The 22,687-nt window shown below is 60.4% G+C and carries 23 protein-coding genes; 5 read left to right on the top strand and 18 right to left on the bottom strand.

The genetic code is table 11. From position 1 onward, the window contains the following. Window positions 1-67: 67 nt before the first annotated feature. Both HX793_RS12730 and HX793_RS12725 read right to left on the bottom strand, forming a co-directional pair. On the bottom strand, window positions 68-3,133 hold the full coding sequence (locus tag HX793_RS12730) for an efflux RND transporter permease subunit (protein WP_177096378.1): 3,066 nt from the start codon (window positions 3,131-3,133) through the stop codon (window positions 68-70). Window positions 3,134-3,139: 6 nt separating this feature from the next. After that, a complete protein-coding gene (locus HX793_RS12725) occupies window positions 3,140-4,240 on the bottom strand; it encodes an efflux RND transporter periplasmic adaptor subunit (RefSeq protein WP_177050789.1) in 1,101 nt (366 codons plus the stop codon). A gap of 93 nt (window positions 4,241-4,333) precedes the next feature. Between HX793_RS12725 and HX793_RS12720 the strand changes: the two genes are divergently transcribed. Next, window positions 4,334-4,969: a TetR/AcrR family transcriptional regulator gene (locus HX793_RS12720; RefSeq protein ID WP_016975819.1), complete on the top strand. Its 636-nt coding sequence runs from the start codon at window positions 4,334-4,336 to the stop codon at window positions 4,967-4,969. A 400-nt stretch (window positions 4,970-5,369) separates the two neighbouring features. On the opposite strand, the gene HX793_RS12715 is transcribed toward HX793_RS12720, so the two are convergent. Continuing rightward, entirely contained in the window at window positions 5,370-6,152 is a 783-nt protein-coding gene (locus HX793_RS12715) for a class I SAM-dependent methyltransferase (protein WP_177052525.1), read from the bottom strand. A gap of 96 nt (window positions 6,153-6,248) precedes the next feature. Here HX793_RS12715 and HX793_RS12710 point away from each other — a divergent pair, with 96 nt between their 5' ends. Next, complete coding sequence (locus HX793_RS12710) at window positions 6,249-6,869, top strand: energy transducer TonB (RefSeq protein WP_177061459.1); 621 nt, start codon at window positions 6,249-6,251, stop codon at window positions 6,867-6,869. 1 nt (window position 6,870) lies between these two features. Here the strand turns inward: HX793_RS12710 and HX793_RS12705 are convergent, their stop codons facing one another. The 6 genes from HX793_RS12705 to ppc form a co-directional block, all read right to left on the bottom strand. Next, a complete protein-coding gene (locus HX793_RS12705) occupies window positions 6,871-7,698 on the bottom strand; it encodes an isocitrate lyase/PEP mutase family protein (protein ID WP_177096376.1) in 828 nt (275 codons plus the stop codon). Window positions 7,699-7,724: 26 nt separating this feature from the next. Next, window positions 7,725-8,585: a DUF72 domain-containing protein gene (locus HX793_RS12700; RefSeq protein ID WP_177096374.1), complete on the bottom strand. Its 861-nt coding sequence runs from the start codon at window positions 8,583-8,585 to the stop codon at window positions 7,725-7,727. Further along, on the bottom strand, window positions 8,585-8,875 hold the full coding sequence (locus HX793_RS12695) for a hypothetical protein (RefSeq protein WP_016979856.1): 291 nt from the start codon (window positions 8,873-8,875) through the stop codon (window positions 8,585-8,587). The genes HX793_RS12700 and HX793_RS12695 overlap by 1 nt, the downstream gene beginning before the upstream one ends. Before the next feature lie 160 nt (window positions 8,876-9,035). Next, window positions 9,036-9,722: a tRNA (adenosine(37)-N6)-threonylcarbamoyltransferase complex dimerization subunit type 1 TsaB gene (gene tsaB / locus HX793_RS12690; protein WP_177096373.1), complete on the bottom strand. Its 687-nt coding sequence runs from the start codon at window positions 9,720-9,722 to the stop codon at window positions 9,036-9,038. A 90-nt stretch (window positions 9,723-9,812) separates the two neighbouring features. Next, on the bottom strand, window positions 9,813-10,460 hold the full coding sequence (gene adk, locus HX793_RS12685; RefSeq protein ID WP_010212617.1) for an adenylate kinase: 648 nt from the start codon (window positions 10,458-10,460) through the stop codon (window positions 9,813-9,815). Window positions 10,461-10,739: 279 nt separating this feature from the next. Continuing rightward, window positions 10,740-13,367 (bottom strand): phosphoenolpyruvate carboxylase, encoded by a 2,628-nt coding sequence (gene ppc, locus HX793_RS12680; RefSeq protein WP_177061467.1) that lies wholly within the window; start codon window positions 13,365-13,367, stop codon window positions 10,740-10,742. Between the two features lie 185 nt (window positions 13,368-13,552). On the opposite strand from ppc, the gene HX793_RS12675 reads away from it, so the two are divergent. The 3 genes from HX793_RS12675 to lptF all read left to right on the top strand — a co-directional run bounded on the left by HX793_RS12675 (window position 13,553) and on the right by lptF (window position 15,437). Beyond that, on the top strand, window positions 13,553-13,897 hold the full coding sequence (locus HX793_RS12675) for a hypothetical protein (protein ID WP_016979852.1): 345 nt from the start codon (window positions 13,553-13,555) through the stop codon (window positions 13,895-13,897). A gap of 288 nt (window positions 13,898-14,185) precedes the next feature. After that, window positions 14,186-14,596: a DUF4398 domain-containing protein gene (locus HX793_RS12670; protein WP_173390380.1), complete on the top strand. Its 411-nt coding sequence runs from the start codon at window positions 14,186-14,188 to the stop codon at window positions 14,594-14,596. Between the two features lie 55 nt (window positions 14,597-14,651). Further along, entirely contained in the window at window positions 14,652-15,437 is a 786-nt protein-coding gene (gene lptF, locus HX793_RS12665; protein ID WP_016979850.1) for a lipotoxin F family OmpA-related lipoprotein LptF, read from the top strand. 46 nt (window positions 15,438-15,483) lie between these two features. Here lptF and HX793_RS12660 read toward each other — a convergent pair whose 3' ends face one another. The 9 genes from HX793_RS12660 to HX793_RS31005 all read right to left on the bottom strand — a co-directional run. Beyond that, complete coding sequence (locus HX793_RS12660; protein WP_177052520.1) at window positions 15,484-15,744, bottom strand: hypothetical protein; 261 nt, start codon at window positions 15,742-15,744, stop codon at window positions 15,484-15,486. 99 nt (window positions 15,745-15,843) lie between these two features. After that, window positions 15,844-16,170 (bottom strand): PA3694 family proteiin, encoded by a 327-nt coding sequence (locus HX793_RS12655; RefSeq protein WP_016979848.1) that lies wholly within the window; start codon window positions 16,168-16,170, stop codon window positions 15,844-15,846. Further along, window positions 16,167-17,072 carry an alpha/beta hydrolase gene (locus HX793_RS12650; RefSeq protein ID WP_177061473.1) on the bottom strand — a complete coding sequence of 302 codons (906 nt, stop codon included), beginning with the start codon at window positions 17,070-17,072 and terminating at the stop codon, window positions 16,167-16,169. Before HX793_RS12650 ends, HX793_RS12655 begins: the two co-directional genes overlap by 4 nt. A 145-nt stretch (window positions 17,073-17,217) precedes the next feature. Continuing rightward, a complete protein-coding gene (locus HX793_RS12645; RefSeq protein WP_016979845.1) occupies window positions 17,218-18,495 on the bottom strand; it encodes a flavohemoglobin expression-modulating QEGLA motif protein in 1,278 nt (425 codons plus the stop codon). Window positions 18,496-18,516: 21 nt separating this feature from the next. Further along, window positions 18,517-19,065 (bottom strand): hypothetical protein, encoded by a 549-nt coding sequence (locus HX793_RS12640; RefSeq protein WP_177052518.1) that lies wholly within the window; start codon window positions 19,063-19,065, stop codon window positions 18,517-18,519. Window positions 19,066-19,081: 16 nt separating this feature from the next. After that, window positions 19,082-19,798: a TetR/AcrR family transcriptional regulator gene (locus HX793_RS12635; protein ID WP_016979842.1), complete on the bottom strand. Its 717-nt coding sequence runs from the start codon at window positions 19,796-19,798 to the stop codon at window positions 19,082-19,084. Between the two features lie 106 nt (window positions 19,799-19,904). After that, window positions 19,905-21,404: a lysine--tRNA ligase gene (lysS, locus tag HX793_RS12630; protein WP_038849273.1), complete on the bottom strand. Its 1,500-nt coding sequence runs from the start codon at window positions 21,402-21,404 to the stop codon at window positions 19,905-19,907. Window positions 21,405-21,435: 31 nt separating this feature from the next. After that, window positions 21,436-22,531, bottom strand: a protein-coding gene (gene prfB / locus HX793_RS12625) for a peptide chain release factor 2 (RefSeq protein ID WP_100215725.1) whose coding sequence is annotated in 2 segments (ribosomal slippage) — window positions 21,436-22,458 and window positions 22,460-22,531 — 1,095 coding nt in all. Because the reading frame shifts where the segments join, the coding sequence is not laid out codon by codon here. Beyond that, a partial coding sequence (locus HX793_RS31005; RefSeq protein WP_218646200.1) for a hypothetical protein occupies window positions 22,457-22,687 on the bottom strand: 231 nt, incomplete at its 5' end. The genes HX793_RS31005 and prfB, both read right to left, overlap by 75 nt.

The following is a 22,687-nucleotide window of genomic DNA, read 5'->3' as shown; positions in this document are numbered from 1 at the left end:
CAGGCATTTCCCACTGCGTGTCGTTATCGGGCGCATGAACTTTTACACACGCCCTCCCCAACTTATATTATTGGACCTCCTTCTTGACGCGGAACCAAGCCGCGTAAAGCGCCGGCAAGAATAATAATGTCAACGCCGTCGCCACAATCAATCCACCCATGATCGCCACGGCCATCGGGCCGAAGAACACGCTGCGTGAAAGCGGAATCATGGCCAGCACCGCCGCAAGGGCTGTCAGCACAATCGGTCGGAAGCGTCGGACCGTGGCTTCGATAATCGCCTGCCAGGGCGCCAGACCCGCCTTGATGTCCTGTTCGATCTGGTCAACCAGGATCACCGAGTTGCGCATGATCATCCCCGACAACGCAATGGTCCCCAGCATGGCCACGAAACCGAAGGGCTGGCGGAAGACCAGCAGGAACAATGTCACACCGATCAGGCCCAGCGGTGCTGTCAGAAACACCATCGCCGTGCGTGAGAAACTACGCAGTTGCAGCATCAACAGAGTCAGCACCACCACGATAAACAACGGCACGCCAGCTTTTACCGAGTTCTGGCCACGGGCGGAATCTTCCACAGTACCGCCGACATCCAGCAGGTAACCATCCGGCAGTTCAGCGCGCACGCCTTCAAGGGTCGGCAGGATCTGCTGGACCAGCGTCGCCGGCTGTTCTTTACCATAGATGTCCGCGCGGATAGTCACCGTGGGCAGACGGTTGCGGTGCCAGATGATGCCTTCTTCGAAGCCGTACTCCAGGGTGGCGATCTGCGACAGCGCTACGCTTTTGCCATTGTCCGTAGGCACCGCCAGGCTGGGCAGCAACGACAACTCGGTGCGCTCATGCACCGTGCCGCGCAGGAGGATTTCGATCAACTCGTTGTCCTCGCGGTACTGGCTGACGCTGGACCCGGTCAACGAGCTCTGCAGGAATTTCGACAGGTTGGCCGTGCTCACGCCGAGGGCACGGGCGCGGTCCTGATCGATATTGAGGTAGACGATCTTGCTCGGTTCTTCCCAGTCCAGGTGCACATTGACCACGTGGGTATTTTCGCGAACCTTTGCAGCGACTTTCCGAGCCAGGGCGCGGACTTCTTCAATATGTTCGCCAGTCACGCGAAACTGCACCGGATAGCCCACAGGCGGACCGTTCTCCAGGCGTGTGACCCGTGAGCGCAAGTCAGGGAATTGTTCGTTGAGGGTTTCGATCAGCCAGGTGCGCAGGCTTTCACGCTCCTCGATGGTTTTGGCCAGCACGACAAACTGGGCAAAGCTGGCGGCCGGCAGTTGTTGGTCAAGCGGCAGGTAGAAACGCGGCGAACCGGTGCCGACATAGGCCACGTAGTTGTCGATGCCCGCGTGCTCCTTGAGCAAGGCTTCCAGGCGTTTGACCTGGTCGGCGGTGTTGCTCAAGGACGCCCCTTCAGCCAATTTCAGATCCACCATCAGCTCCAGGCGGCCGGAAGCCGGGAAGAACTGTTGAGGCACAAAACGGAACAGCGCCACTGAGCCGATAAACAGCAGCAGGGTCAGGACGATCACGGTTTTACGCCGACGCACGCACCACTCCACCTGGCGTCTTACGCGTTGATAGAAGGGTGTGCCGTAGGGATCCGGGCCATCGGTGCCGTGCTTGGCCGCATGAATCTTCGCCAGGTCCGGCAGGAGTTTTTCCCCCAGGTAGGGTACAAACACCACCGCAGCCACCCACGAGGCGAGCAATGCAATGGTCACCACCTGGAAGATCGAACGGGTGTACTCGCCGGTGCTCGATTGCGCCGTGGCAATCGGCAGGAAGCCCGCTGCGGTGATCAGCGTACCGGTGAGCATCGGGAATGCGGTGCTGGTCCAGGCAAAGCTGGCGGCCTTGAGCCGGTCGTAACCCTGCTCCATTTTGATCGCCATCATTTCCACGGCGATGATCGCGTCGTCCACCAGCAAACCCAGCGCCAGCACCAAGGCGCCGAGGGAAATCTTGTGCAGGCCGATGCCCAGGTAATACATGGTGGCAAAGGTCATCGCCAGCACCAACGGAATCGCCAGGGCTACCACCATGCCGGTACGCACGCCGAGGGAGAAGAAACTCACCAGCAACACGATGGCCAGCGCTTCGGCCAGTACCTGCACGAATTCGCCGACGCTGGTTTTCACCGCCGCCGGCTGGTCTGACACCTTGCGCAGCTCCATACCGGCCGGAAGGTTCTTCTGCAGGCGTGCGAATTCTCCTTCCAGGGCTTTGCCCAGTACCAGGATGTCGCCACCATCACGCATGGCCACGGCCAGGCCGATAGCGTCTTCACCCATGTAACGCATGCGCGGTGCCGGCGGGTCGTTGAAGCCACGGTGGATGTCGGCTACGTCGCCGATGCGGAAGGTACGGTCGCCCACGCGAATCGGGAAGTTGCGGATCTCTTCCACGGTCTTGAAGTTACCCGATACGCGCAGCTGCACGCGTTCGCTCGGGGTTTCGAAGAACCCGGCGGTGGAGACAGCGTTCTGTTCCTGCAACGCCTGCTGCACTGCCGCCAGCGGTAAGCCGAGGGTGGCCAGCTTGAGGTTGGACAGTTCGATCCAGATCTTCTCGTCCTGCAAGCCCAGCAACTCGACCTTGCCCACATCCGCCACGCGCTGCAGTTGAATCTGGATGCGGTCGGCGTAGTCCTTGAGCACCGCGTAGTCAAAACCATCACCGGTCAGGGCGTAGATATTGCCGAAGGTGGTGCCGAATTCATCGTTGAAGAACGGACCCTGGATATCCGGTGGCAAGGTCTGGCGGATATCGCTGATCTTCTTGCGCACCTGATACCACAGCTCAGGAATCTGCGCCGAATGCATAGAGTCGCGGGCCATGAAGGTGACCTGGGATTCACCGGGGCGCGAGAACGAGACGATGCGCTCGTACTCACCGGTTTCCATGAGTTTTTTCTCGATGCGCTCAGTGACTTGCCGCGAGACTTCCTGGGCCGTGGCGCCAGGCCAGTTGGTCTTGATCACCATGGCCTTGAAGGTGAACGGCGGGTCTTCACTTTGTCCCAGTTTGGAGTAGGACAAGGTGCCGACCACTGCCAGCAGGATCATCAGGAACAAGACGATCTGGCGATTACGCAACGCCCATTCGGAAAGATTGAAACCCATCGGGGACTACTCCTTGGCCGCCAGATTCACCACACGGTTGGAGCGATCCACAGGGCGCACTTGCTGGCCCTCGTGAAGCACATGTACACCGGCAGCAATCACCCAATCCGTAGGGCTCAAACCTTCCAGTACCGGAACGGTTTTTTCACCGAAGGCACCGATGCGCACCGGTGTGCGCTTGAGGGTGCTGTCGGGCTGCACACGCCAGACGTAGGACGCACCATTCTCCGCGCTGAGGGCCGACAGTGGGACCGAGAGCGGAATATCGCCGTCAACCTGTATGAACACGCGGGCGCTCTGGCCCAGTTCGGCTGGGACCTTGCCCCCAGTGAATGCCACCCGGGCCGCGAACGTACGCGACTTTGGATCGGCGGCCGGCGACAGCTCGCGAATGCGACCGCTGAAACGTTGGTCGGGCTGACTCCACAGTTCGACCGATACGGGCTGGCCGATCTTGAAGCGGCCAAAACCCTGCTCCGGCAAGCTGATCAGCACTTCACGCTCGCCATCGGTCGCCAGGGTGAACACAGTCTGGCCGGCGGACACCACCTGCCCGACTTCCACAGCACGCTTGGCCACCACGCCATCCTGTGGCGCACGCAGCACCGCATAGCCGGCCTGGTTGCTGGCCACATCGAACTCGGCCTTGATCTGCTTGAGACGGGCCTCACCGGATCGATAGAGATTTTCGGAATTGTCGTACTGAGAGCGGCTGACCATCTGACGGTCCATCAGGGTCTTGTAGCGGTCACGCTCGGCGCGCACCAGGCTCAGATTGGCCTCGGCGGCGGCGACTTGGGCACGGGTCGCTTCCAGTTGCAGGCGCACATCTTGCGGGTCGAGTTCGGCCAACGCTTGGTTGGCCTTGACCCGCTCGCCCTCTTCCACCAAGCGCTTGCTGACTTTGCCACCGATGCGAAAGGCCAGGTCTGGCTCATAACGGGCGCGCACTTCCCCGGGGTAGCTGTCCATCGACTGTGAAGAAGGCTGCGGCTGCACCACCATGGCCGGTCGGATGGTAGTCTGGGCCGCTTCTTCATGGCCGCAGGCGGCCAACAGGAAGATCAGGCTGATAGGCAACGCAAAGGGCAGGAAGGTGCTGCGCATGCTGTAGGACCTTTCGCAAATAGATCTAGGAATAATTATACTGGCGGGCATGTTATTAATACCAAACTCACCAGTCCAGTATTAAAGGTGAAAATGTCCGACAATCCAGTCAATACCAATAGCCCCGGGCGTCCCAAGGACATGGCAAAACGCCAGGCAATCCTCGAAGCAGCGAAAATCCTGTTTTTGAGCAACGGCTACGCCAGTACCAGCATGGATGCAGTGGCCCTTGAGGCCGGCGTGTCGAAACTGACCGTGTACAGCCACTTCAACGATAAAGAGACGTTGTTCACCGCCGCCGTGGTAGCCAAGTGCGAAGAACAACTGCCGGTGATGTACTTCGAGTTGCCTGCGGGCATGCCCGTGGAGACTGTGTTGTTGAATATCGCGCGGGGGTTCCATCGCCTGATCAACAGTGAGGAATCGGTCAACCTGCATCGCCTGATGATGACCACCGGCAATCAGGACGTGAAACTCTCGCAGATCTTCTTCGAGGCCGGTCCCATGCGCATGCTGCAAGGCATGGAGCGCTTGCTCGGCAAGATCGACCAGAGCGGCGCACTGAGCATCGACAAGCCCTTTACGGCGGCCGAGCATTTTTTCTGCCTGCTCAAGGGCACGGCGAATTTCTGCTTGCTGTATGGCTGCGGCGGGCAACTGAGTGAAGAAGCCGCCGAAGCCCATGTGCAGGAGGTGGTGGGGTTGTTTATGCGGGCCTATAGACCCTGAAGCCCGGTTGCATGGACGGCCTCATCGCTGGCAAGCCAGCTCACCAGCTTTTGCTTCAACCACTCAAGCCGGCTGTCAGGCCGCTGTGCTCTTGCTTTTGATCTTGATCTTAGGCGCCCCGTCAAACACGCTGGCCGGAATTCGGCAGGGATTTGGGGGGTAAACCGGCAGGGATGCCGGTTTAGCCGCCCCGCGCCATGGATGGCGCGTGGCGGCGNNCAAGAGCGTTTTGCTTACTTTGGGCTGGGCCGGCATTCCGGCTTTTCCAAAGTGAGCCGCCGTAAGGGCGGAACCCTAAGCCGCCGTTACCCAATGAACGGATGTGTACACCGTCAGACCGCCAGCGGGAGCAAGCTCCCTCGCCACAGGTCCAGCGCCCAGCCCAAAGTGGTATAGCGATTCAAGGCTTGAGCGCCTTCTTGGGGTAGATGTCATACCGGCTGGACTTGCCATCCAACGCATGGCTCGGCTTAGGCCCTTCGATGCACGGCGCCTTGCGCGGACGCTTGACCACCACACGGTGGCTGGCCAGGGCCAGGGCGGCAGCCAACAGCGCCGGTGCGTCTGGATCATCCCCCACCAGTGGCCGGAACAGGCGCATTTCCTTCTTCACCAAGGCGGTTTTCTCACGGTGCGGGAACATCGGGTCGAGGTAGATCACCTGGGGCGGCTCACCTTCCCAATTGCGCATCACGTCGATGGAGTTGCCCTTGAGCAATTTCATGCGCGCCACGATCGGCGCCACCTCAAAATCATCCGCGCCACGCGCCAAACCGTCTTCGAGCAAGGCACCGATCAGCGGCTGGCGCTCGATCAGGCTCATCTCGCAGCCCAGGCTAGCCAGCACGAAGGCGTCCTTGCCCAGGCCAGCCGTGGCGTCCAACACCCGTGGACGCACGCCTTGGGCGATGCCCACCGCCTTGGCGATCATCTGCCCGCTGCCACCACCGTACAGGCGCCGATGCGCCGCGCCGCCTTCGACAAAATCCACCCGCACCGGCCCCGGCGCGTCAGGCCCGAGCTGTTGCAGCTGTAGGCCATGCTCGCCCACTTGCAGGGAAAAGTCCGCATCCGCCAGGTGCATCGGTAAACCCAGCAGTGACGCCCATTGCTCGGCACGGCCCTGGAACCCTTCGCCCAAGGCCTCGACCTGGATGCGGCTGGCCGCTGGTTGTTCGCTCATCAATTACTACGCTCAAAAATATTAAGGATCGGCAAACAGCGGCCGATAAAAATAACAGTCAGGTATTTTGCCAGAGCTGAGCGTCGACCGAGAAAAATGTCAGACATTCTTCCCCTAACCATCGGTGTACTGCCGACCCACAACCACTACGGCCTGCGCAATACTCAAGCGCTGGCCGGGGTGAGTCATGTGTGGCAGGACTTCTTCGCCCGGGCATTGGCCGAGCAGCTCGGCGAAATGCCGGAGGCGCTGGCGGCCCAGGCGCCAGCACCGGTGGACCCAGCGGCCGAACCCAGCGCCGGTGCCGACCTGTTATCGCAGATCCTCACCCAGCGTGAGTGCGACGTGAAAGACACCGAAATCGCCCCACCGGAGCCACTGTTCCTGCCGATCGCCGAGTTCGAAACCGAGCTGCTGCCACCGGCTGCCACGCCATTCCCGCAAGAAGAAATCGTCGCCCAGCAGCGCCAGCAGAACTTCGAAAGCGGTTGGGTGCGCCCAATCGTGCTAACCGCCGGCCAACCGTTGCCGGAGCCAGGCCCGGCGCCGGAGCCACGCCCACTGCACCTGCCCATCGCCGAATTCGAACTGGACCTGCTGCCGCCGGCTGCCACGCCGTACCCGACCGAAGAGCTGGTCGCTCAGCAAAAGGCGCTCGACTTCGACTACTACTGGGCACGCCCGCTGGTCACCCAGAACCTGCGCCTGGCCGCCTGACTCAATTCTTGAAGAACGCGTTCGCCTGGCTGAACGGCATCTTGCGTTCGGTAAAGGTGAACGTGCCCAGCTCATACACTTCCTGGGCCGCGCGATAAAACTCACCATAAGCAGCCAACGCCAGCGCCGATCCGACGCTGATCCGCCGCACCCCCATCTGGCTCAATTGCGCGACACTCAGGTTCAAGCCGCCGGACATCAACACGTTCACCGGCTTGGGCGCCACCGCCTTGACCACCGCCAGCACTTCCTCGGCACTGCGCAAGGCCGGCGCATACAGCACGTCGGCGCCGGCTTCGGCGTAGGCTTGCAGTCGGCGGATGGTGTCGGGCAAATCCAGGCGGCCATGCAGGAGATTTTCCGCACGGGCCGTCAGGGTGAACGGGAATGGCAGGCTGCGCGCGGCAGCCACCGCGGCTTCCACACGCTCGACGGACAGGTCGAAAGGATAGATCGGGTCAGCGGCAATGCCCGTGGCATCTTCTATAGAGCCGCCGACAATACCGCTGGCGGCGGCACGCAGGATGGTCTGGGCGCAGCCTTCGGGAGTGTCGCTGAAGCCGTTTTCCAGGTCCGCCGCCACCGGCAACGCCGTGGCATTGGCAATCATGCCGGCGTTGATCAAGGTGTCTTCCAAGGACAACGCCCCTTCCGCATCCGGGCGCGCCAGGCTGAACGCGTAGCCCGCACTGGTGGTGGCGAGGGCTTCAAACCCCAGGCTGGCCAGCATCACGGCAGAGCCTGCATCCCACGGGTTGGGCATCACGAACGCGCGGTCACGCTCGTGCAAGGCCTTGAAGGTTTCGGCGCGAAGGGTTTGGGCATCCATGTCTGGCTCCTGGCGGGAAAAGAGTCCTAGAGTAACCCCAGTTGCTCCACGGCGGGAGCACGATCCAAGGTCGGCAGCGGCGGCAGACCCGGCAGGCGCAACGTCAGCTGGTCGTGGAAACGCAGGGCCAGTTGTGCGGCGAGGCGATTATCCGAGGTGTGCAGGAACACGTAGGGTGTGCGGCCTTCTTCAATCCAACCGGCGACTTTTTCCACCCACGGCACCAGGAACGGGTCGTTGGCTTCCAATTCGGGATGACCGATAAAACGCACTTGGGGAAATTGCGTCAGTGCCGCCGGCCGTGGCGGCACCTTGGGTTTTTTCGATTGGGCGTGCAGCACGGCGGCCGATGTAGACGTGCAACTGAATAACGCGCGCGGGTCCAGGCAGATGCGCTCAACGCCCCGGTCCCGTAACAAGCGGTTAAGCATGCGCTCGGCGTCGCCTTTGGCGAAGAATTCCGAATGACGCACTTCCACCGCCATGGACCGCTCCAAGCCATCAATGAAGCCTGCCAGCTCCCCCAGACGCTGCGGCGTGAACGTCGCGGGCAGTTGCAACCATAACGGCGATACCCGTTCATCCAGGGGGCTCATCAAGCCCACAAAGCTTTCCGCAGCCGGTAGCTGCTCAATCAGGTTGCCGCTGTGGCTGATATCACCGGGAAACTTGGCCGTGAAACGGAAATCGTCGGGCATGATTTCAGCCCAGCGTTGCACCGTGGCGGCCGAGGGTCGTGCATAGAACGTGGTGTTGCCTTCAACGGCGTTGAAGACCTGGGAGTAGAGCGCGAGGTAGTCGCTGGAACGGGCGTCGGCGGGGTACAGGTACTCGCGCCAGGCGTTTTCACTCCAGGACGGGCAACCGAGGTAGTAAGGCAGCCGCATCAGATGTGGATGTCGAGGCCCAGCACTTCCATATCCCATTCGACAAAACCGGCGGTGGTCAGGTAGCTGGCCAGGGCGGTGGCGACGCTTTTGCTCATGGAGCGCGGGAATACCATGTCTTGCTGACGGGCGGGAAGACCGCTGATACGGGCTTGAGCGTTGGCCTGCGCGTCGGACTGGACCTCGATGAAGTCCGGCGAATCCTCGACAGACTCGTCTACCGTGACGTTTGCCTTACGCGGCTTGCGCTTGATTGGGTAGGACTGTGAGGAAAAGCCATCAATACGCATGGGCGCGAACTCGCTATCAGTAATGGCATTTTGGCAGCATCATCCGTGGTGCGCAAATGCTCTGGTGATAACTAGAACACATAATTTGAAAAAGGTTTAAAAGCGGGGCCAAATTCTGACGATTGGTGAATTTAGCCTCAAATTGCCATCATTTTTGAAGTCAAATAATCCCGCGTTCGGCTTTGGTCTGAGCCACTTTATCGCGTAGATAAACGGGTGCTGCCTGGTCTGCAGGAATTGCCTCTCCACGTTCAAAAGCAAACCGCGCGAGGGTCAGCAAATCTTCAGCATGCGGCAACATCGCAGCATCCTGGCCAATCAACGGCACAGCGATGCGTTCGCCATAACCCCAACCGGTGCCGGCACCGAACCAGTCACCGCTGGCATCACCCGGCAATACGGATGACTCAGGCGGCTGCACGGCTTCTACACCCACCAGGCGCATCTCGCCTGCCGTTTCGCGGTAGCAGCCCCAATACACTTCATCCATGCGCGCATCGATAGCCGCCGCAACCTGATGAACGCCATGTTCCCGCAAGGCGCGCTGGGCCAGTACGGCCAGGTTGGACACCGGCAATACCGGGCGCTCCAACGCAAATGCCAACCCCTGCACCACACCAATGGCAATACGCACACCGGTAAACGCACCCGGGCCACGGCCGAAGGCGATGGCATCCACCGCGGCCAGCGTAGTGCCGGCGTCTTCCAACAGTTGCTTGATCATTGGCAACAGCTTCTGCGCGTGCAGACGCGGGATCACCTCGTAGTGGCTCGTGACCTTGCCATCGTGCAGCAGGGCAACGGAGCAAGCTTCAGTCGCGGTGTCCAGGGCCAGCAGGGTGCTCATCGGTGTGGATGTCCAAGTCGAAAAAAAGTGCGCCAGTATAAACAACAACGGCCCGCAAGCGGGCCGTTATCCGTGAAGCCCGTCGAGGGATCAGCTCAGTGCTTGCAGCACTTTGGCCGTGATCGCTTCAACCGAGCCGACGCCAGGAATATGGCTGTACTTCGGCTTGCCCTGGGCAGCGGACAGCTTCTGGTAGAAGTCCACCAGCGGCTTGGTCTGGGAATGATAGACCGACAGGCGATGACGCACGGTTTCTTCGGTGTCGTCTTTACGCTGCACCAGGTCTTCGCCGGTCACATCGTCCTTGCCTTCCACTTTTGGCGGGTTGTAGACGGTGTGGTATACGCGGCCAGAGGCTTCGTGAACGCGACGACCGGCAATACGCTGGACGATCTCTTCATCTTCCACCGCGATTTCAACCACCGCATCCAGCTCAACGCCGGCCTTCACCAAGGCTTCAGCCTGGGGAATGGTGCGTGGGAAGCCGTCGAACAGGAAACCGTTCTTGCAGTCTTCCTGGCTGATGCGCTCCTTGACCAGGTTGATGATCAAGTCATCGGACACCAGGCCACCGCTGTCCATCACGCTCTTGGCGATCAGGCCCAGCTCGGTGCCAGCCTTGACGGCCGCACGCAGCATGTCGCCGGTGGAGATTTGTGGAATGCCGAACTTTTCAGTGATGAACTTTGCCTGAGTACCTTTACCGGCCCCGGGAGCTCCCAGCAGAATGACGCGCATTGATGTGCTCCTCAATTTTTTATAGAGATGACGCTCGGATTCGCCGCGGTGGGCCAATCGCGTAAAAATAGAATTCGGGCCGCCCAAACGGCCAAAGGCTGATCAAGATACACAGCAGGCCTTAACCACACAAGCCGCCAAAAGTCGCAGGAACCCGCGCAGGGCATGCGTCATAGGTAGGGTGCGCCTGAGTGCAACCCGGCCCCACAAACGCCGGCCACCCGTTTCAGGGCGGCCGCCGTGGTTTATCTGCAAGCCATTGAGAACACGCAAAAAACCTTAACCGGTATTACGTAAACCCGCGGCAATACCGGCCACGGAGACCAGCAGCGCCTGTTCCAGAGGGCTATCCTGCGCCGCTTCCTGCTGGCGTGAACGCGCCAGCAACTCGGCCTGCAGCAGGTGCAAGGGGTCCAGGTAGGTGTTGCGCAGTCGGATGAACTCCAGGGTGTCCGGACTATGGGCCAGCAGTTGCGACTGGCCGGTCAGGCCGAGCACCACACTGCACGCCTGCGACAATAGGTCGCGCAGATGCGCACCCAATGGCAGCAGGTCCGGCTGCACCAGGCGCTCGTCATACAGGCGGGCGATATCGGCATCCGCCTTGGCCAACACCATTTCCAGCATGTCGATGCGGGTACGGAAGAATGGCCACTGTTCACGCATCTGCCCCAGCAACTCGCCTTCGCCGCGCTCCAGAGCCTTGCTCAACGCTGCTTCCCAACCCAGCCAGGCCGGCAGCATCAGGCGGGTCTGGGTCCAGCCGAAGATCCACGGAATCGCGCGCAGGCTTTCAATCCCGCCCGCACGGCGTTTGGCCGGGCGACTGCCCAAGGGCAAGCGACCCAGCTCCTGTTCCGGCGTGGACTGGCGGAAATACTCGACGAACTGCGGATTTTCCCGCACCACAGCGCGGTAAGCGCTGACACCATCTGCCGCCAATTCATCCATCAAATGGCGCCAGGCTGGCTCCGGCGGCGGCGGTGGCAACAGCGTCGCCTCCAACACGGCAGCCAAGTAAAGATTGAGGTTCTGCTCGGCGATATCCGGCAGGCCGAACTTGAAGCGGATCATCTCGCCCTGTTCGGTGGTGCGGAACCGCCCGGCCACCGAACCCGGTGGCTGCGACAGGATCGCCGCGTGAGCCGGGCCGCCGCCACGGCCGACGGTGCCACCTCGACCGTGGAACAACAGCAGCTCCACCTGTTGCTCGCGGCAGATATCCACCAGGCGCTCCTGCGCCCGGTACTGCGCCCAAGCGGCGGCGGTGGTGCCGGCGTCCTTGGCCGAGTCCGAGTAGCCGATCATCACTTCCTGCGGGCCCTGCAAACGCGCGCGATAGCCCGGCAGCAGCAACAGTTGCTCGATCACCGGGCCGGCGTTATCCAGGTCAGCGAGGGTTTCGAACAGCGGCACTACGCGCATCGGCCGCTGCACGCCCGACTCTTTAAGCAGCAATTGCACCGCGAGCACATCCGACGCAGCGCCGGCCATGGAGATGACATACGAACCCAAGGATGCAGCCGGTGCGGCGGCGACTTCCTTACAGGTATTGAGCACCTCGGCCGTGTCCGCCGACGGTTTGAAATAGCCTGGCAGCAGCGGTCGACGGTTGGCCAGTTCCTTCATCAGGAAGCTGATGCGCATCTCTTCGTTCCAGTCCTCGTAACGACCCAGCCCGAGGTAGTCGGTGATTTCGGTCATGGCGGCCGAATGACGGCTGGAATCCTGACGCACATCCAAGCGCACCAGGAACAGTCCGAAGGTCACCGCACGACGCAGACAATCGAGCAAAGGACCATCGGCGATCACGCCCATGCCGCATTCGTGCAGTGACTGGTAGCACAGCTCGAGCGGCTCCAGCAGGTCGCGGTTGTTCTGCAACACCTCGGCCGGCGCCGGGGTGCTACTGCTCAACGCGGTATGTGCCCATTGCCGTGTAGCGCGCAGGCGTTCGCGCAGTTGCTTGAGCAAGGCGCGATAAGGCTCGACGCTATCACCGACCTTGGCCTGCAACGCCGGGCTGGCTTGCTGCATCGACAGCTCGGAGGCCAAATGATCGATATCGCGCAAGTACAGGTCGGCGGCCATCCAACGCGCCAGCAGCAGCACTTCGCGGGTGACCGGCGCCGTGACATTCGGGTTGCCGTCACGGTCGCCGCCCATCCACGACGCAAAGCGGATCGGCGCCGCTTCCAGGGGCAAACGCAAGCCGGTGGCGGCGTGCAGCGCCTGGTCAGCCTTGCGCAGATAGTTGGGGATCGCGTGCCACAGCGAGTGCTCGATCACTGCAAAGCCCCATTTGGCTTCGTCCACGGGCGTGGGTCGGGTGCGGCGGATTTCTTCGGTGTGCCAGGCTTCGGCGATCAAACGTTGCAGGCGCTGGCGGATCTGCTCGCGCTCTGCGGTAGTTAGGTCGCGGTGATCCTGCGCCGCCAGTTGCGCGGCGATGGCATCGTATTTCTGGATCAGGGTGCGGCGCGCCACTTCGGTAGGGTGGGCGGTGAGGACCAGCTCGATCTCCAGGCGCCCCAACTGGCGGGCCAGGGATTCGTTGCTGTGGCCTTCGCTTTGCAGGCGCGCCAGCAACTCGGGCAACACGCGGGATTCGAACGGTGCCGGCTGCGACTCATCACGCCGGTGGATCAGTTGGTACTGCTCGGCAATGTTGGCCAAGTTGAGGAACTGGTTGAAGGCACGGGCCACCGGCAACAGTTCGGTTTCCTGCAACTGGTTGAGGCTGGTGCTCAGTTCATCGCCGGCCCCCCGCCGGTCAGCCTTGGCGCCTTTGCGGATCTGCTCGATCTTGTCGAGGAAATCATCGCCGTACTGCTCTCGAATGGTGTTGCCCAATAGCTCACCCAGCAGGTGAACATCCTCACGCAAGCGTGCATCGATATCACTCATCAGCCAATCTCCAGCCAGAAATCCGGGACGCGCAGGTTTGCCAGAGTGCCGCCAGCCTCGATTTATGACAAGACTTTAAACCTTGTGAGTTGCAGCTAGTCTCAAGGTTAAGTCGTCGCGTTTATCCACGCAGGCGACTGGACACTCATCACCGCCTGCTAAAAGCGGGCTTCATTGAGGTTGCCATGAAAATTCGAGAACTGGCCCAGCATTGGGAAGAGAACGCCAAGGGTCGCTTGACCAAGACCGAGTACGCCATCCACCTGGATATGGAGTCCGCCGCTCGGCTGGCCGCCATTACCGAGATGTACCCCAAGCGCCACCCCGAAGAATTACTCGGTGAGTTGATCGGCGCCGCGCTTGAAGAGCTGGAAGCCAGCTTCCCCTACATCAAGGGCCAGCACGTCATTGCCACCGATGAAGAAGGCGATCCACTGTACGAAGACGTCGGCCCCACCCCTCGTTTTCTGACCCTGTCGCGACGCTATCTGCAGGATTTGTCGGCCAGCAGCGACGAACAGAAGCATTGACACAACCCCACCACCCCCCTGTATTCCGGGCTCCTGAAGGGCCCGGCGTACCACTGCGCAACGCAGAAGTTCCAACTTTTTTACGCTGACCAATCAGTCAAATATTTTTTTAGGCAAATCGCCATCTTCTCTGAACTTTTGAAAAAAGCCTCCGGTCACAGCCAGTAAGCCATCACTTGGAACGGTCGTTTCAAAGGGCAATTTGCGCATCAATGCCAAGCCCGCCGCCGCAGACCAGTGACATGGATTTTGATGTTTTTCAGGAGTTATCCAATGGAGTTGAAGACGATGAAGACCAGCACTGCCAAATCCTCGTTTAACCACCTGCGCGGGCTCAAATTGGCCGCGCTGGCAATCGGCACCAGCTTCGTTCTGGCGGGCTGCGCCGGCAATCCTCCGACCGAGCAGTACGCCGTCACCCAGTCCGCGGTAAACAGCGCTGTCAGCGCTGGCGGTACTGAGTACGCGGCTGTGGAAATGAAGTCGGCCCAGGACAAGCTCAAGCAAGCCGAGATTGCCATGCACGACAAGAACTACGACGAAGCCCGTCGCCTGGCTGAACAAGCCGAGTGGGACGCTCGCGTTGCAGAGCGCAAATCCCAGGCCGCCAAGGCTGAGCAGGCTGTGAAGGATTCCCAGAAGGCTGTTGATGAGTTGCGTAAGGAAGGCATGCGTCCGGCTGCTATCCAGCAGAAGTAAGACGCTTCCTGTGACTAAATCGCACCTGATATCGAATTGAAAGGACGACACGACTATGCGTAAACAATTGATGATCCCTGCCCTGCTGGCGATGAGCGTTGCACTGGCGGCCTGCTCCACCCCGCCGAACGCGAACCTGGAAAATGCGCGGACCAACTTCTCCTCCCTGCAGACCAACCCGCAAGCCACCAAGCTCGCGGCTCTGGAGACCAAGGACGCCAGCGAATGGCTGGACAAGGCTGACAAAGCCTACCGCGACAAGGAAGACCAGAAGAAAGTTGACCAACTGGCTTACCTGACCAACCAGCGCGTTGAAGTGGCCAAAGACACCATCGTGCTGCGTGAATCCGAAGCCAAGCTGAAAAACGCCGGCGACGAACGGGCTCGCGCTTTGCTGGATGCCCGTGATGCACAGATCAAACAACTGCAAAACAGTTTGAACGCCAAGCAAACCGATCGCGGCACCCTGGTGACGTTTGGTGATGTGTTGTTCGCAACCAACAAGTCCGACCTGAAATCCAGCGGACTGGTGAACATCACCAAACTGGCTCAGTTCCTGCGCGACAACCCGGACCGCAAGGTGATCGTCGAGGGCTACACCGACAGCACCGGTTCCGATTCGTACAACCAGAGCCTGTCCGAGCGCCGTGCAGCGTCCGTGCAACGTGCACTGGCTCAGCAGGGCGTGGACATCTCACGCATCGTGACTCAGGGTTACGGCAAGGAATACCCGGTTGCCGATAACGGCAGCGTCTCCGGCCGTGCCATGAATCGCCGCGTTGAAGTGACCATCTCCAACGACAATCAGCCAGTTGCTCCACGCTCTTCCGTTGCCAACTGATCGATTGCTGTAAAAAGAACCCCGCTCTTCGGCGGGGTTCTTTTATTTACATGAAGTTAACTTGGCCGCTGTTCATTTGGGGTATCTGGATTTGCTGACGCTGGCCTTCGGCCTGAGGATCATTACCACCGCCCTCTGCTCCGCCGCCCTGGCCACCACTCGCACCGGCCAACATATCTTCCAGCATCTTCTTCAGCATTTCCGGATCCAACTGCTGCTTCTGCTGGCCACGCGCCTGCTGCATCTGGTCCATACCACCAAATAGGCTGCCGACCATATTCCCCGCGCCACCGATACCATCCACCATATTCACGCTCCGTAAGTCCACGATCAAGGAAGTTGTGTCTCAGTTTTGCTGACACCCCCATCAGTGGTCTCGTACGAAATATGGTTCCGCCTGTCTCGGTTATTGCTGCAGTTGCGGCGTCTCCTGGCCCATGCAACGCACCGCCTGTTTCTTATTGTTCACGAGCACACCCGTCAGGCCTTTCTGCTCCGTATCGAACATCACCAGCACGCCATCCACGCACTGCGCCACTTGCGCAGCCGGGGTCAGGGAGATCTTGTAGTCCTCGCCCGGCACGGTCTTGAGCATGGTGAAGTCGCTTAGCAGCAACGCATCTTCCGGTTTGGCGAAGTGCAGGTAACCGTAGAACCACAGGCAACCGACGGTGCCGATGATGGTGCCAATGCCGGTGAGGATCAGCGGGATCATGTTGCGTTCTTCGCTCATTGCGGGCTCTCTGATGAATCAACTTTAGGAATGGGGTAGTTCGGAATTTCGCCCAGGCGGCGCAAGCCGTTGAAGTGCTGCGGGTCGTCCAGGTAGCGCAGCATCACGGTTTGCCAGGTCTTGTCGGCAAAGGTCTGCACATGCCCACCCCGGGTCAGCTGCAACACCCGTGGCGGCGGCGCGGCCTGGTACAGGCGGATACCATTGGCCGTTGGCACGATCGGGTCGTCCAGGCTGTGGAACAACATCTTCGGCACGCCCATCAGTTTCGGCATGGCATATATTGCGCTGTCGCCGTCCGGCACCAGCCAGGACAGAGGCACCTGAAACGGCCATGTTAACCAGGAAGTGCTCAAGGCAAATTGTCCTACGTCACGATAACTGGCGGGCACACCGTCCAGCACCAGGGCCTTGAGCTGGGATTGGCGCTCCGGATGGGCGGCCAAGTAGTGCACCGCCAGCGCCCCGCCCAGGCTTTGACCGAGGACGATCAGCGGCTGGCCCTGGGTTTCGGGCGCCGTGTCGATCCAGCTGAACGCCGCGTCCACATCCTGATAGATCGCCGGCAGAGAGGGTTTGCCTTCCGATAAACCGTAGCCGCGATAGTCCAGCAACAGCACTTGGTAACCTTGGTCGGGTAGCCACCAACTGCCGCCCAGGTGCCAGGCCAGGTTGCCGCCGTTACCGTGCAAATGCAGCACCGTGCCCTTGAGCGGTACACCGGATTTGGCCGGCAGCCACCAGGCATGGAGCTTCACGCCGTCGGCGGTGGTCAAGGTGACGTCACGGTATTGCAAGCGCGCTTTTTCCGGCGTGAACGGCAGGCCAGGCTCGGGGTAGAACAGCAGTGAGCTGCAACCATTCAATGTGAGTAGCAGGCACAAAATGCCGAGGATTCTCATCCGTTGAAGCCTCATCAGAAATAGCGCCCTCCTGTAGGAGCGAGCTTGCTCGCGAAAAACGTCAACGATAACGCGGGTCCCCTGAAAGCACGCGGCGCCTTAAGTTTCTTCGCGAGCAAGCTCGCTCCTACAAGGGAGACGGTAATTAAAGGATATTGGAGTAATCCGCCTCGATCCGATCCAGGCTCAAGTGGTTGAGGAAGTTGGAGAAACACATCCACGCCGCCAGTGCATTCATGTCGCGAAACTGCTCCGGCAGATACTTGGGCGGTACCACCAGGCCTTCGTCCACCAGTTGGCGCAGGGTACGCATGTCTTCCAGAGTGGTCTTGCCGCAGAACAGCAGCGGCACTTGTTCCAGCTTGCCTTTGCGCACGGCGAGCTGGATGTAGTTGTAGACCATGATAAAGCCCTTGAGGTAGGACAAATCCTTGGTAAACGGCAGACCGGTCGGCACCGAGCCACGGAAAACGCGACTGGCGTTGCCGTAGCTTTCGGCCATTTCAAAGCCTTGCTCGCGGAAGAACTCGAACACCTGCAGGAAGTCGGCGCCCTCTTCCACCATATGGATGGCGCGAGTGCGGTTGGTCAGCTTGCGCAGGCGGCTCGGGTAGGAGGCGAAGGTGATGATTTCCATCAGGATCGCCAGGCCTTCCTGGGTCACGGTGGACGACGGCGGGCCTTTGGACAGGAAGGTACAGATCGGCTGGTTCTGGCCATTCAAGGTGGTGCCCACATGCACCAGGCCTTCATGCACTTCCAGGGCACGCACGTCGCGGTCGTTGAACATCGCATCGGCGCGAATCTTGATGTAGTCGGCGCCCGCCGCCGCGTCGGCGACGATACCGTCGGACTCGAACACGCGGATGGTCTCTTCGGCCTCGCCAAACACTTTGTTCAGGCGGGTTTGCAGCAAGGCCACGGCGTCCTTCGCGGTGAGGGTCTTGGCCTCGTCCTTCAAGTCACCACGGCCATCGATGTTATTCAGGTAGTCCGAAAGCATCAGACCCAGGTCGGCCAGCGTCGGGTCGCCGGCGTGAAACGCATCGGAGGCGGCGCCGTAAAGCTCCTGGGAAATCAGGCCGAAATCCTCGGTGCCGCGCGCTTCAAGCATGCGCACCACCATGCGGTACTCCTTGCACATGCGGCGCATGATCTGCCCGACCGGGCTGAACTGCCCGAGGCGACGGGTGATATCGCGCTCGATGTTCTGGAACTCCAGCTTCACGGCACTGGGGTCGAATGACAGCGGCCTGTTCAGGTAATAGTCGCGGCTCACCGCCGGCATTTCCTTGCCCTTGGCCTTGAGGAAACCCTGGCGAATGGTGTCGTCCCACTTCACGGCGTCGAGGACGCGAATCGGTGTTTGCGCCAGCACAATGCGATCAGACAAGGTGCGTATCGTCTGCTGGTAATCGTCCACCCGGTGCTTCCTCTTTAAACGTTATTTACCCGCGCGCTGGTAGCGCACGGCTTCCACGAATACATCGGCATTGGCCGGGTCATCCAGGTAGGCAAATACCTGGTCCAAGGGACTGTCCACCAACACGCCAGCACCTTCGACGGTTTCCACCGTACTGCCGTGCAACGCCTGTTGGTCTATGGCCTGATGGACCTGCTCCAGGTCGAGGTTGTAGACCACCAATTCATGCTTTTCGTTGATTTCGAAGCCCGCGAGGATGAAATGCCCACCGAGCTTGGCCGGTAGCGGCGCCGACAAATACCAGCGGCTGCCATGGCGCGAAACGCTGAACAGATACTCGTCACGCTGGCCGGGCTTGGCTGTAGGGTAGCTCACGGCTTTGTAACGGTGATCACCGACGGCAGTGATATGCAGGTTGAGCGGCTCGCCCCAGGCATTTTTGCTCGACCATTGGCCCAGCAGAGCCTGCGGCGCGGCGTCATGGGCCGGCAGCGGGTTCTTGAAAGTCACCAGGCAACCGCTGAGCAGCAGGAACGACAAGGCGATTACAACCACACGCCAGGTTTTCATTGGACATCCCCCGGTGTCAGACCGAGGCCAACACCAAATGCATGTAACGCTTGAGAATCTCAAGCATCTCTTCACCGGTCAGAGGCTCTGCGCCGCCCAGCAGGCCCTGATATTCCATCCGACTGATTATCGCCGTCAACACTTTGGCATCCTGTTGTGGCTCACGGGAGCCCAGTACCTGGAAAAACTGCCCGGTGCCCTGCAACAGAATCTGCTGGTGGGAACGTACCAACTCGGCCAGACGCGGATTGAGCAAGGCTTCCTGACGGAACGCCTGCTCGGCCATCAGGTGCTCACGACGGTTGGTCAGCTGGCGCAAGACGTAATCGGCGGTCAGGCGCGCAATGTCATCCGCCAGTTGCGAACGTGACTGCGGGCTGCCATCGCCATAGGCGACCATTTCGCGCAGCAGCCCTTCGTTGCGCACCCACAGCTTGCCCATGAACGCAGCGCTGCGCTCGACGTATTGGGCGAAGGTGTCGGTGAGCAGGTCATCAATGTCCTTGAAATAGTAGGTGGTGGCCGACAACGGCACCCCCGCCTCCGCCGCCACCGCGCGATGGCGCACAGCCCGCACACCATCACGCACCACAATGCGCATGGCTGCATCGAGAATGTCTTGTCTGCGTTGCTCGCTACCCCGACGACTGGCCTTGCGGCCCTGGTACTGGACGCTTTCAGCCACGGCAGCGGCAATGCCGGCGGCGCCTTCTTGAGCGGTTACGCGGTTCACGACTCACATCCTTGAATAGATCAAAACCTGGCGCTGTTTGCTTGACGCTTAATAACGCCCCATAAAAAAGCCGCCTTATAAAAGGCGGCTTTGGATTTCGCTTCGGTTACGCTTGTGGCCGCATGTGCGGGAACAAGATCACGTCGCGGATCGACGGCGAGTTGGTCAACAGCATCACCAGGCGGTCGATGCCGATACCCTCACCGGCCGTCGGCGGCATACCGTATTCCAGAGCGCGGACGAAATCAGCATCGTAGTGCATGGCTTCGTCGTCGCCGGCGTCCTTGTCGGCCACCTGGGCCATGAAGCGCTCGGCCTGGTCTTCCGCGTCGTTAAGCTCGGAGTAGGCATTGGCGATTTCGCGGCCACCGATGAACAGCTCGAAACGGTCGGTGACGTTCGGGTTGTCATCGTTGCGACGGGCCAGCGGCGACACTTCGAACGGGTACTGGGTAATGAAGTGCGGCTGTTCCAGCTTGTGCTCGACCAGCTCTTCGAAAATCATCACCTGCAATTTGCCCAGGCCTTCGAAGCCCAGCACCTTGGCGCCGGCTTTCTTGGCGATGGCACGGGCCTTGTCGATGTCGTTCAGGTCGTCGGCGGTCAGCTCAGGGTTGTACTTGAGGATCGAGTCGAACACCGACAGACGCACGAACGGCTCGCCGAAGTGGAACACCTTGTCGCCGTACGGCACGTCGGTGCTGCCCAGGACCAGCTGCGCCAGTTCGCGGAACAGTTCTTCGGTCAGGTCCATGTTGTCTTCGTAGTCGGCGTAGGCCTGGTAGAACTCCAACATGGTGAATTCTGGGTTGTGACGGGTCGAAACGCCTTCGTTACGGAAGTTGCGGTTGATCTCGAACACTTTTTCGAAGCCGCCAACCACGAGGCGCTTGAGGTACAGCTCCGGCGCGATACGCAGGAACATTTCCATGTCCAGCGCGTTGTGGTGGGTTTCGAACGGCTTGGCTGCGGCACCACCGGGGATGGTCTGCAGCATCGGGGTTTCCACTTCCAGGAAGTCACGCTGCATCAGGAAGGTACGGATGTGCGCGATCACTTGCGAGCGCACACGGAAGGTGTGGCGCACTTCTTCGTTGACGATCAGGTCAACGTAGCGCTGGCGATAGCGTTGTTCGGTGTCGGTCAGGCCGTGGTGCTTGTCCGGCAGCGGGCGCAGCGACTTGGTCAGCAGGCGCACGTTGGTCATTTCCACATACAGGTCGCCCTTGCCGGAACGGGCCAGGGTGCCTTCGGCGGCGATGATGTCGCCCATGTCCCAGGTTTTCACCGAGGCCAGGGTTTCTTCCGGCAAGGTCTTGCGGTTGACGTAGACCTGGATGCGACCGGTCATGTCCTGGATCACCATGAACGAGCCACGGTTGAGCATGATGCGACCTGCCACCTTGACCGGGATCGCAGCCTCTGCCAGCTCTTCCTTGGTCTTGTCCGCGTACTGCTTCTGCAAGGCATCGCAGTAGTTTTCGCGGCGGAAGTCGTTGGGGAAGGCATTGCCCTTGGCGCGCTCGGCAGCAAGCTTTTCCTTGCGCAGGGCGATCAGGGAGTTTTCTTCCTGTTGCAGGGCCTGGTCGAGTTGTTGGTCGCTCATGTCTTTAAATTTTCCATCACAGATTGGGGTGTTACAGGCCCGATTTCAGGCTGGCTTCAAGGTATTCGTCGATATCACCGTCGAGTACCTTGTCACAATCGCTGCGTTCGATGTTAGTGCGCAGATCCTTGATCCGCGACGCATCGAGCACATAAGAGCGGATCTGGTGACCCCAGCCGATATCCGACTTGGTGTCTTCCAGCGCTTGCGATGCGGCATTGCGTTTCTGCATTTCCTGCTCATACAACTTGGCCCGCAGCATTTTCATGGCGGTGTCCTTGTTGGCGTGCTGGGAACGTTCGTTCTGGCAGCTGACCACGGTGTTGGTCGGTACGTGGGTAATACGTACGGCCGAGTCGGTGGTGTTTACGTGCTGACCACCGGCACCGGAGGAGCGGTAGGTGTCGATGCGCAGGTCGGCCGGGTTGATCTCGATCTCGACCTTGTCGTCGATCTCGGGCGAGACGAAAACGGCGGAGAACGAGGTGTGGCGACGGTTGCCGGAGTCGAACGGGCTCTTGCGCACCAGGCGGTGCACGCCGATCTCGGTGCGTAGCCAACCAAAGGCGTATTCACCCTTGATGTGCACGGTCGCGCCCTTGATACCGGCGACTTCACCGGCGGACAGCTCCATGATGGTCGCTTCGAAACCGCGTTTGTCCGCCCAGCGCAGGTACATGCGCAGCAGGATGTTGGCCCAGTCCTGGGCTTCGGTGCCGCCGGAACCGGCCTGGATATCCAGGTAGGCGTTGTTCGGGTCCATCTCGTGGCTGAACATGCGACGGAATTCGAGTTTGGCGAGGTTTTCCTCGAGACGGGCCAGCTCGGCGACGACATCGCCCACTGCGCCTTCGTCGTTTTCTTCGACGGCCATGTCCAGCAGGTCGCGGCAATCGGCCAGACCGGTGTTCAGTTCGTCAAGGGTATCGACGATCTGCGCCAGCGCAGCGCGCTCGCGGCCCAGTTCTTGGGCGTATTCAGGTTTGTTCCAGACAGCAGGATCTTCAAGCTCGCGATTGACTTCGGTCAGACGCTCATGCTTTTGATCGTAGTCAAAGATACCCCCGAATAGTTTCGGAGCGCTCGGACAGGTCCTTGATGGTGTTAAGGATCGGGTTGATTTCCATGGCGGGCAGCACTCGTTGGCGAACTTTTGAAAGCCGGCGAGTATAACGGGAAATGGGGGGGAGCGGCAGTCCGCTGGGCGAAAAGGGTTGGGTTTGGTGGGGGGGCATATCCGTTATTTGGGTAACGGCCACTTTGGGTTCCGCCCTTACGGCGGC

Source organism: Pseudomonas reactans, assembly GCF_013387025.1.
Lineage (GTDB): Bacteria > Pseudomonadota > Gammaproteobacteria > Pseudomonadales > Pseudomonadaceae > Aquipseudomonas > Aquipseudomonas reactans.
This window is presented reverse-complemented; position numbering and strand designations above follow the sequence as displayed.

Bases quoted from the DNA above. Each gene is read 5' to 3' on its own strand.
- HX793_RS12730 (WP_177096378.1), bottom strand. From the start codon at position 3,133: ATGGGTTTCAATCTTTCCGAATGGGCGTTGCGTAATCGCCAGATCGTC.
- HX793_RS12725 (WP_177050789.1), bottom strand. From the start codon at position 4,240: ATGCGCAGCACCTTCCTGCCCTTTGCGTTGCCTATCAGCCTGATCTTC.
- HX793_RS12720 (WP_016975819.1), top strand. From the start codon at position 4,334: ATGTCCGACAATCCAGTCAATACCAATAGCCCCGGGCGTCCCAAGGAC.
- HX793_RS12715 (WP_177052525.1), bottom strand. From the start codon at position 6,152: ATGAGCGAACAACCAGCGGCCAGCCGCATCCAGGTCGAGGCCTTGGGC.
- HX793_RS12710 (WP_177061459.1), top strand. From the start codon at position 6,249: ATGTCAGACATTCTTCCCCTAACCATCGGTGTACTGCCGACCCACAAC.
- HX793_RS12705 (WP_177096376.1), bottom strand. From the start codon at position 7,698: ATGGATGCCCAAACCCTTCGCGCCGAAACCTTCAAGGCCTTGCACGAG.
- HX793_RS12700 (WP_177096374.1), bottom strand. From the start codon at position 8,585: ATGCGGCTGCCTTACTACCTCGGTTGCCCGTCCTGGAGTGAAAACGCC.
- HX793_RS12695 (WP_016979856.1), bottom strand. From the start codon at position 8,875: ATGCGTATTGATGGCTTTTCCTCACAGTCCTACCCAATCAAGCGCAAG.
- tsaB (WP_177096373.1), bottom strand. From the start codon at position 9,722: ATGAGCACCCTGCTGGCCCTGGACACCGCGACTGAAGCTTGCTCCGTT.
- adk (WP_010212617.1), bottom strand. From the start codon at position 10,460: ATGCGCGTCATTCTGCTGGGAGCTCCCGGGGCCGGTAAAGGTACTCAG.
- ppc (WP_177061467.1), bottom strand. From the start codon at position 13,367: ATGAGTGATATCGATGCACGCTTGCGTGAGGATGTTCACCTGCTGGGT.
- HX793_RS12675 (WP_016979852.1), top strand. From the start codon at position 13,553: ATGAAAATTCGAGAACTGGCCCAGCATTGGGAAGAGAACGCCAAGGGT.
- HX793_RS12670 (WP_173390380.1), top strand. From the start codon at position 14,186: ATGAAGACCAGCACTGCCAAATCCTCGTTTAACCACCTGCGCGGGCTC.
- lptF (WP_016979850.1), top strand. From the start codon at position 14,652: ATGCGTAAACAATTGATGATCCCTGCCCTGCTGGCGATGAGCGTTGCA.
- HX793_RS12660 (WP_177052520.1), bottom strand. From the start codon at position 15,744: ATGGTGGATGGTATCGGTGGCGCGGGGAATATGGTCGGCAGCCTATTT.
- HX793_RS12655 (WP_016979848.1), bottom strand. From the start codon at position 16,170: ATGAGCGAAGAACGCAACATGATCCCGCTGATCCTCACCGGCATTGGC.
- HX793_RS12650 (WP_177061473.1), bottom strand. From the start codon at position 17,072: ATGAGAATCCTCGGCATTTTGTGCCTGCTACTCACATTGAATGGTTGC.
- HX793_RS12640 (WP_177052518.1), bottom strand. From the start codon at position 19,065: ATGAAAACCTGGCGTGTGGTTGTAATCGCCTTGTCGTTCCTGCTGCTC.
- lysS (WP_038849273.1), bottom strand. From the start codon at position 21,404: ATGAGCGACCAACAACTCGACCAGGCCCTGCAACAGGAAGAAAACTCC.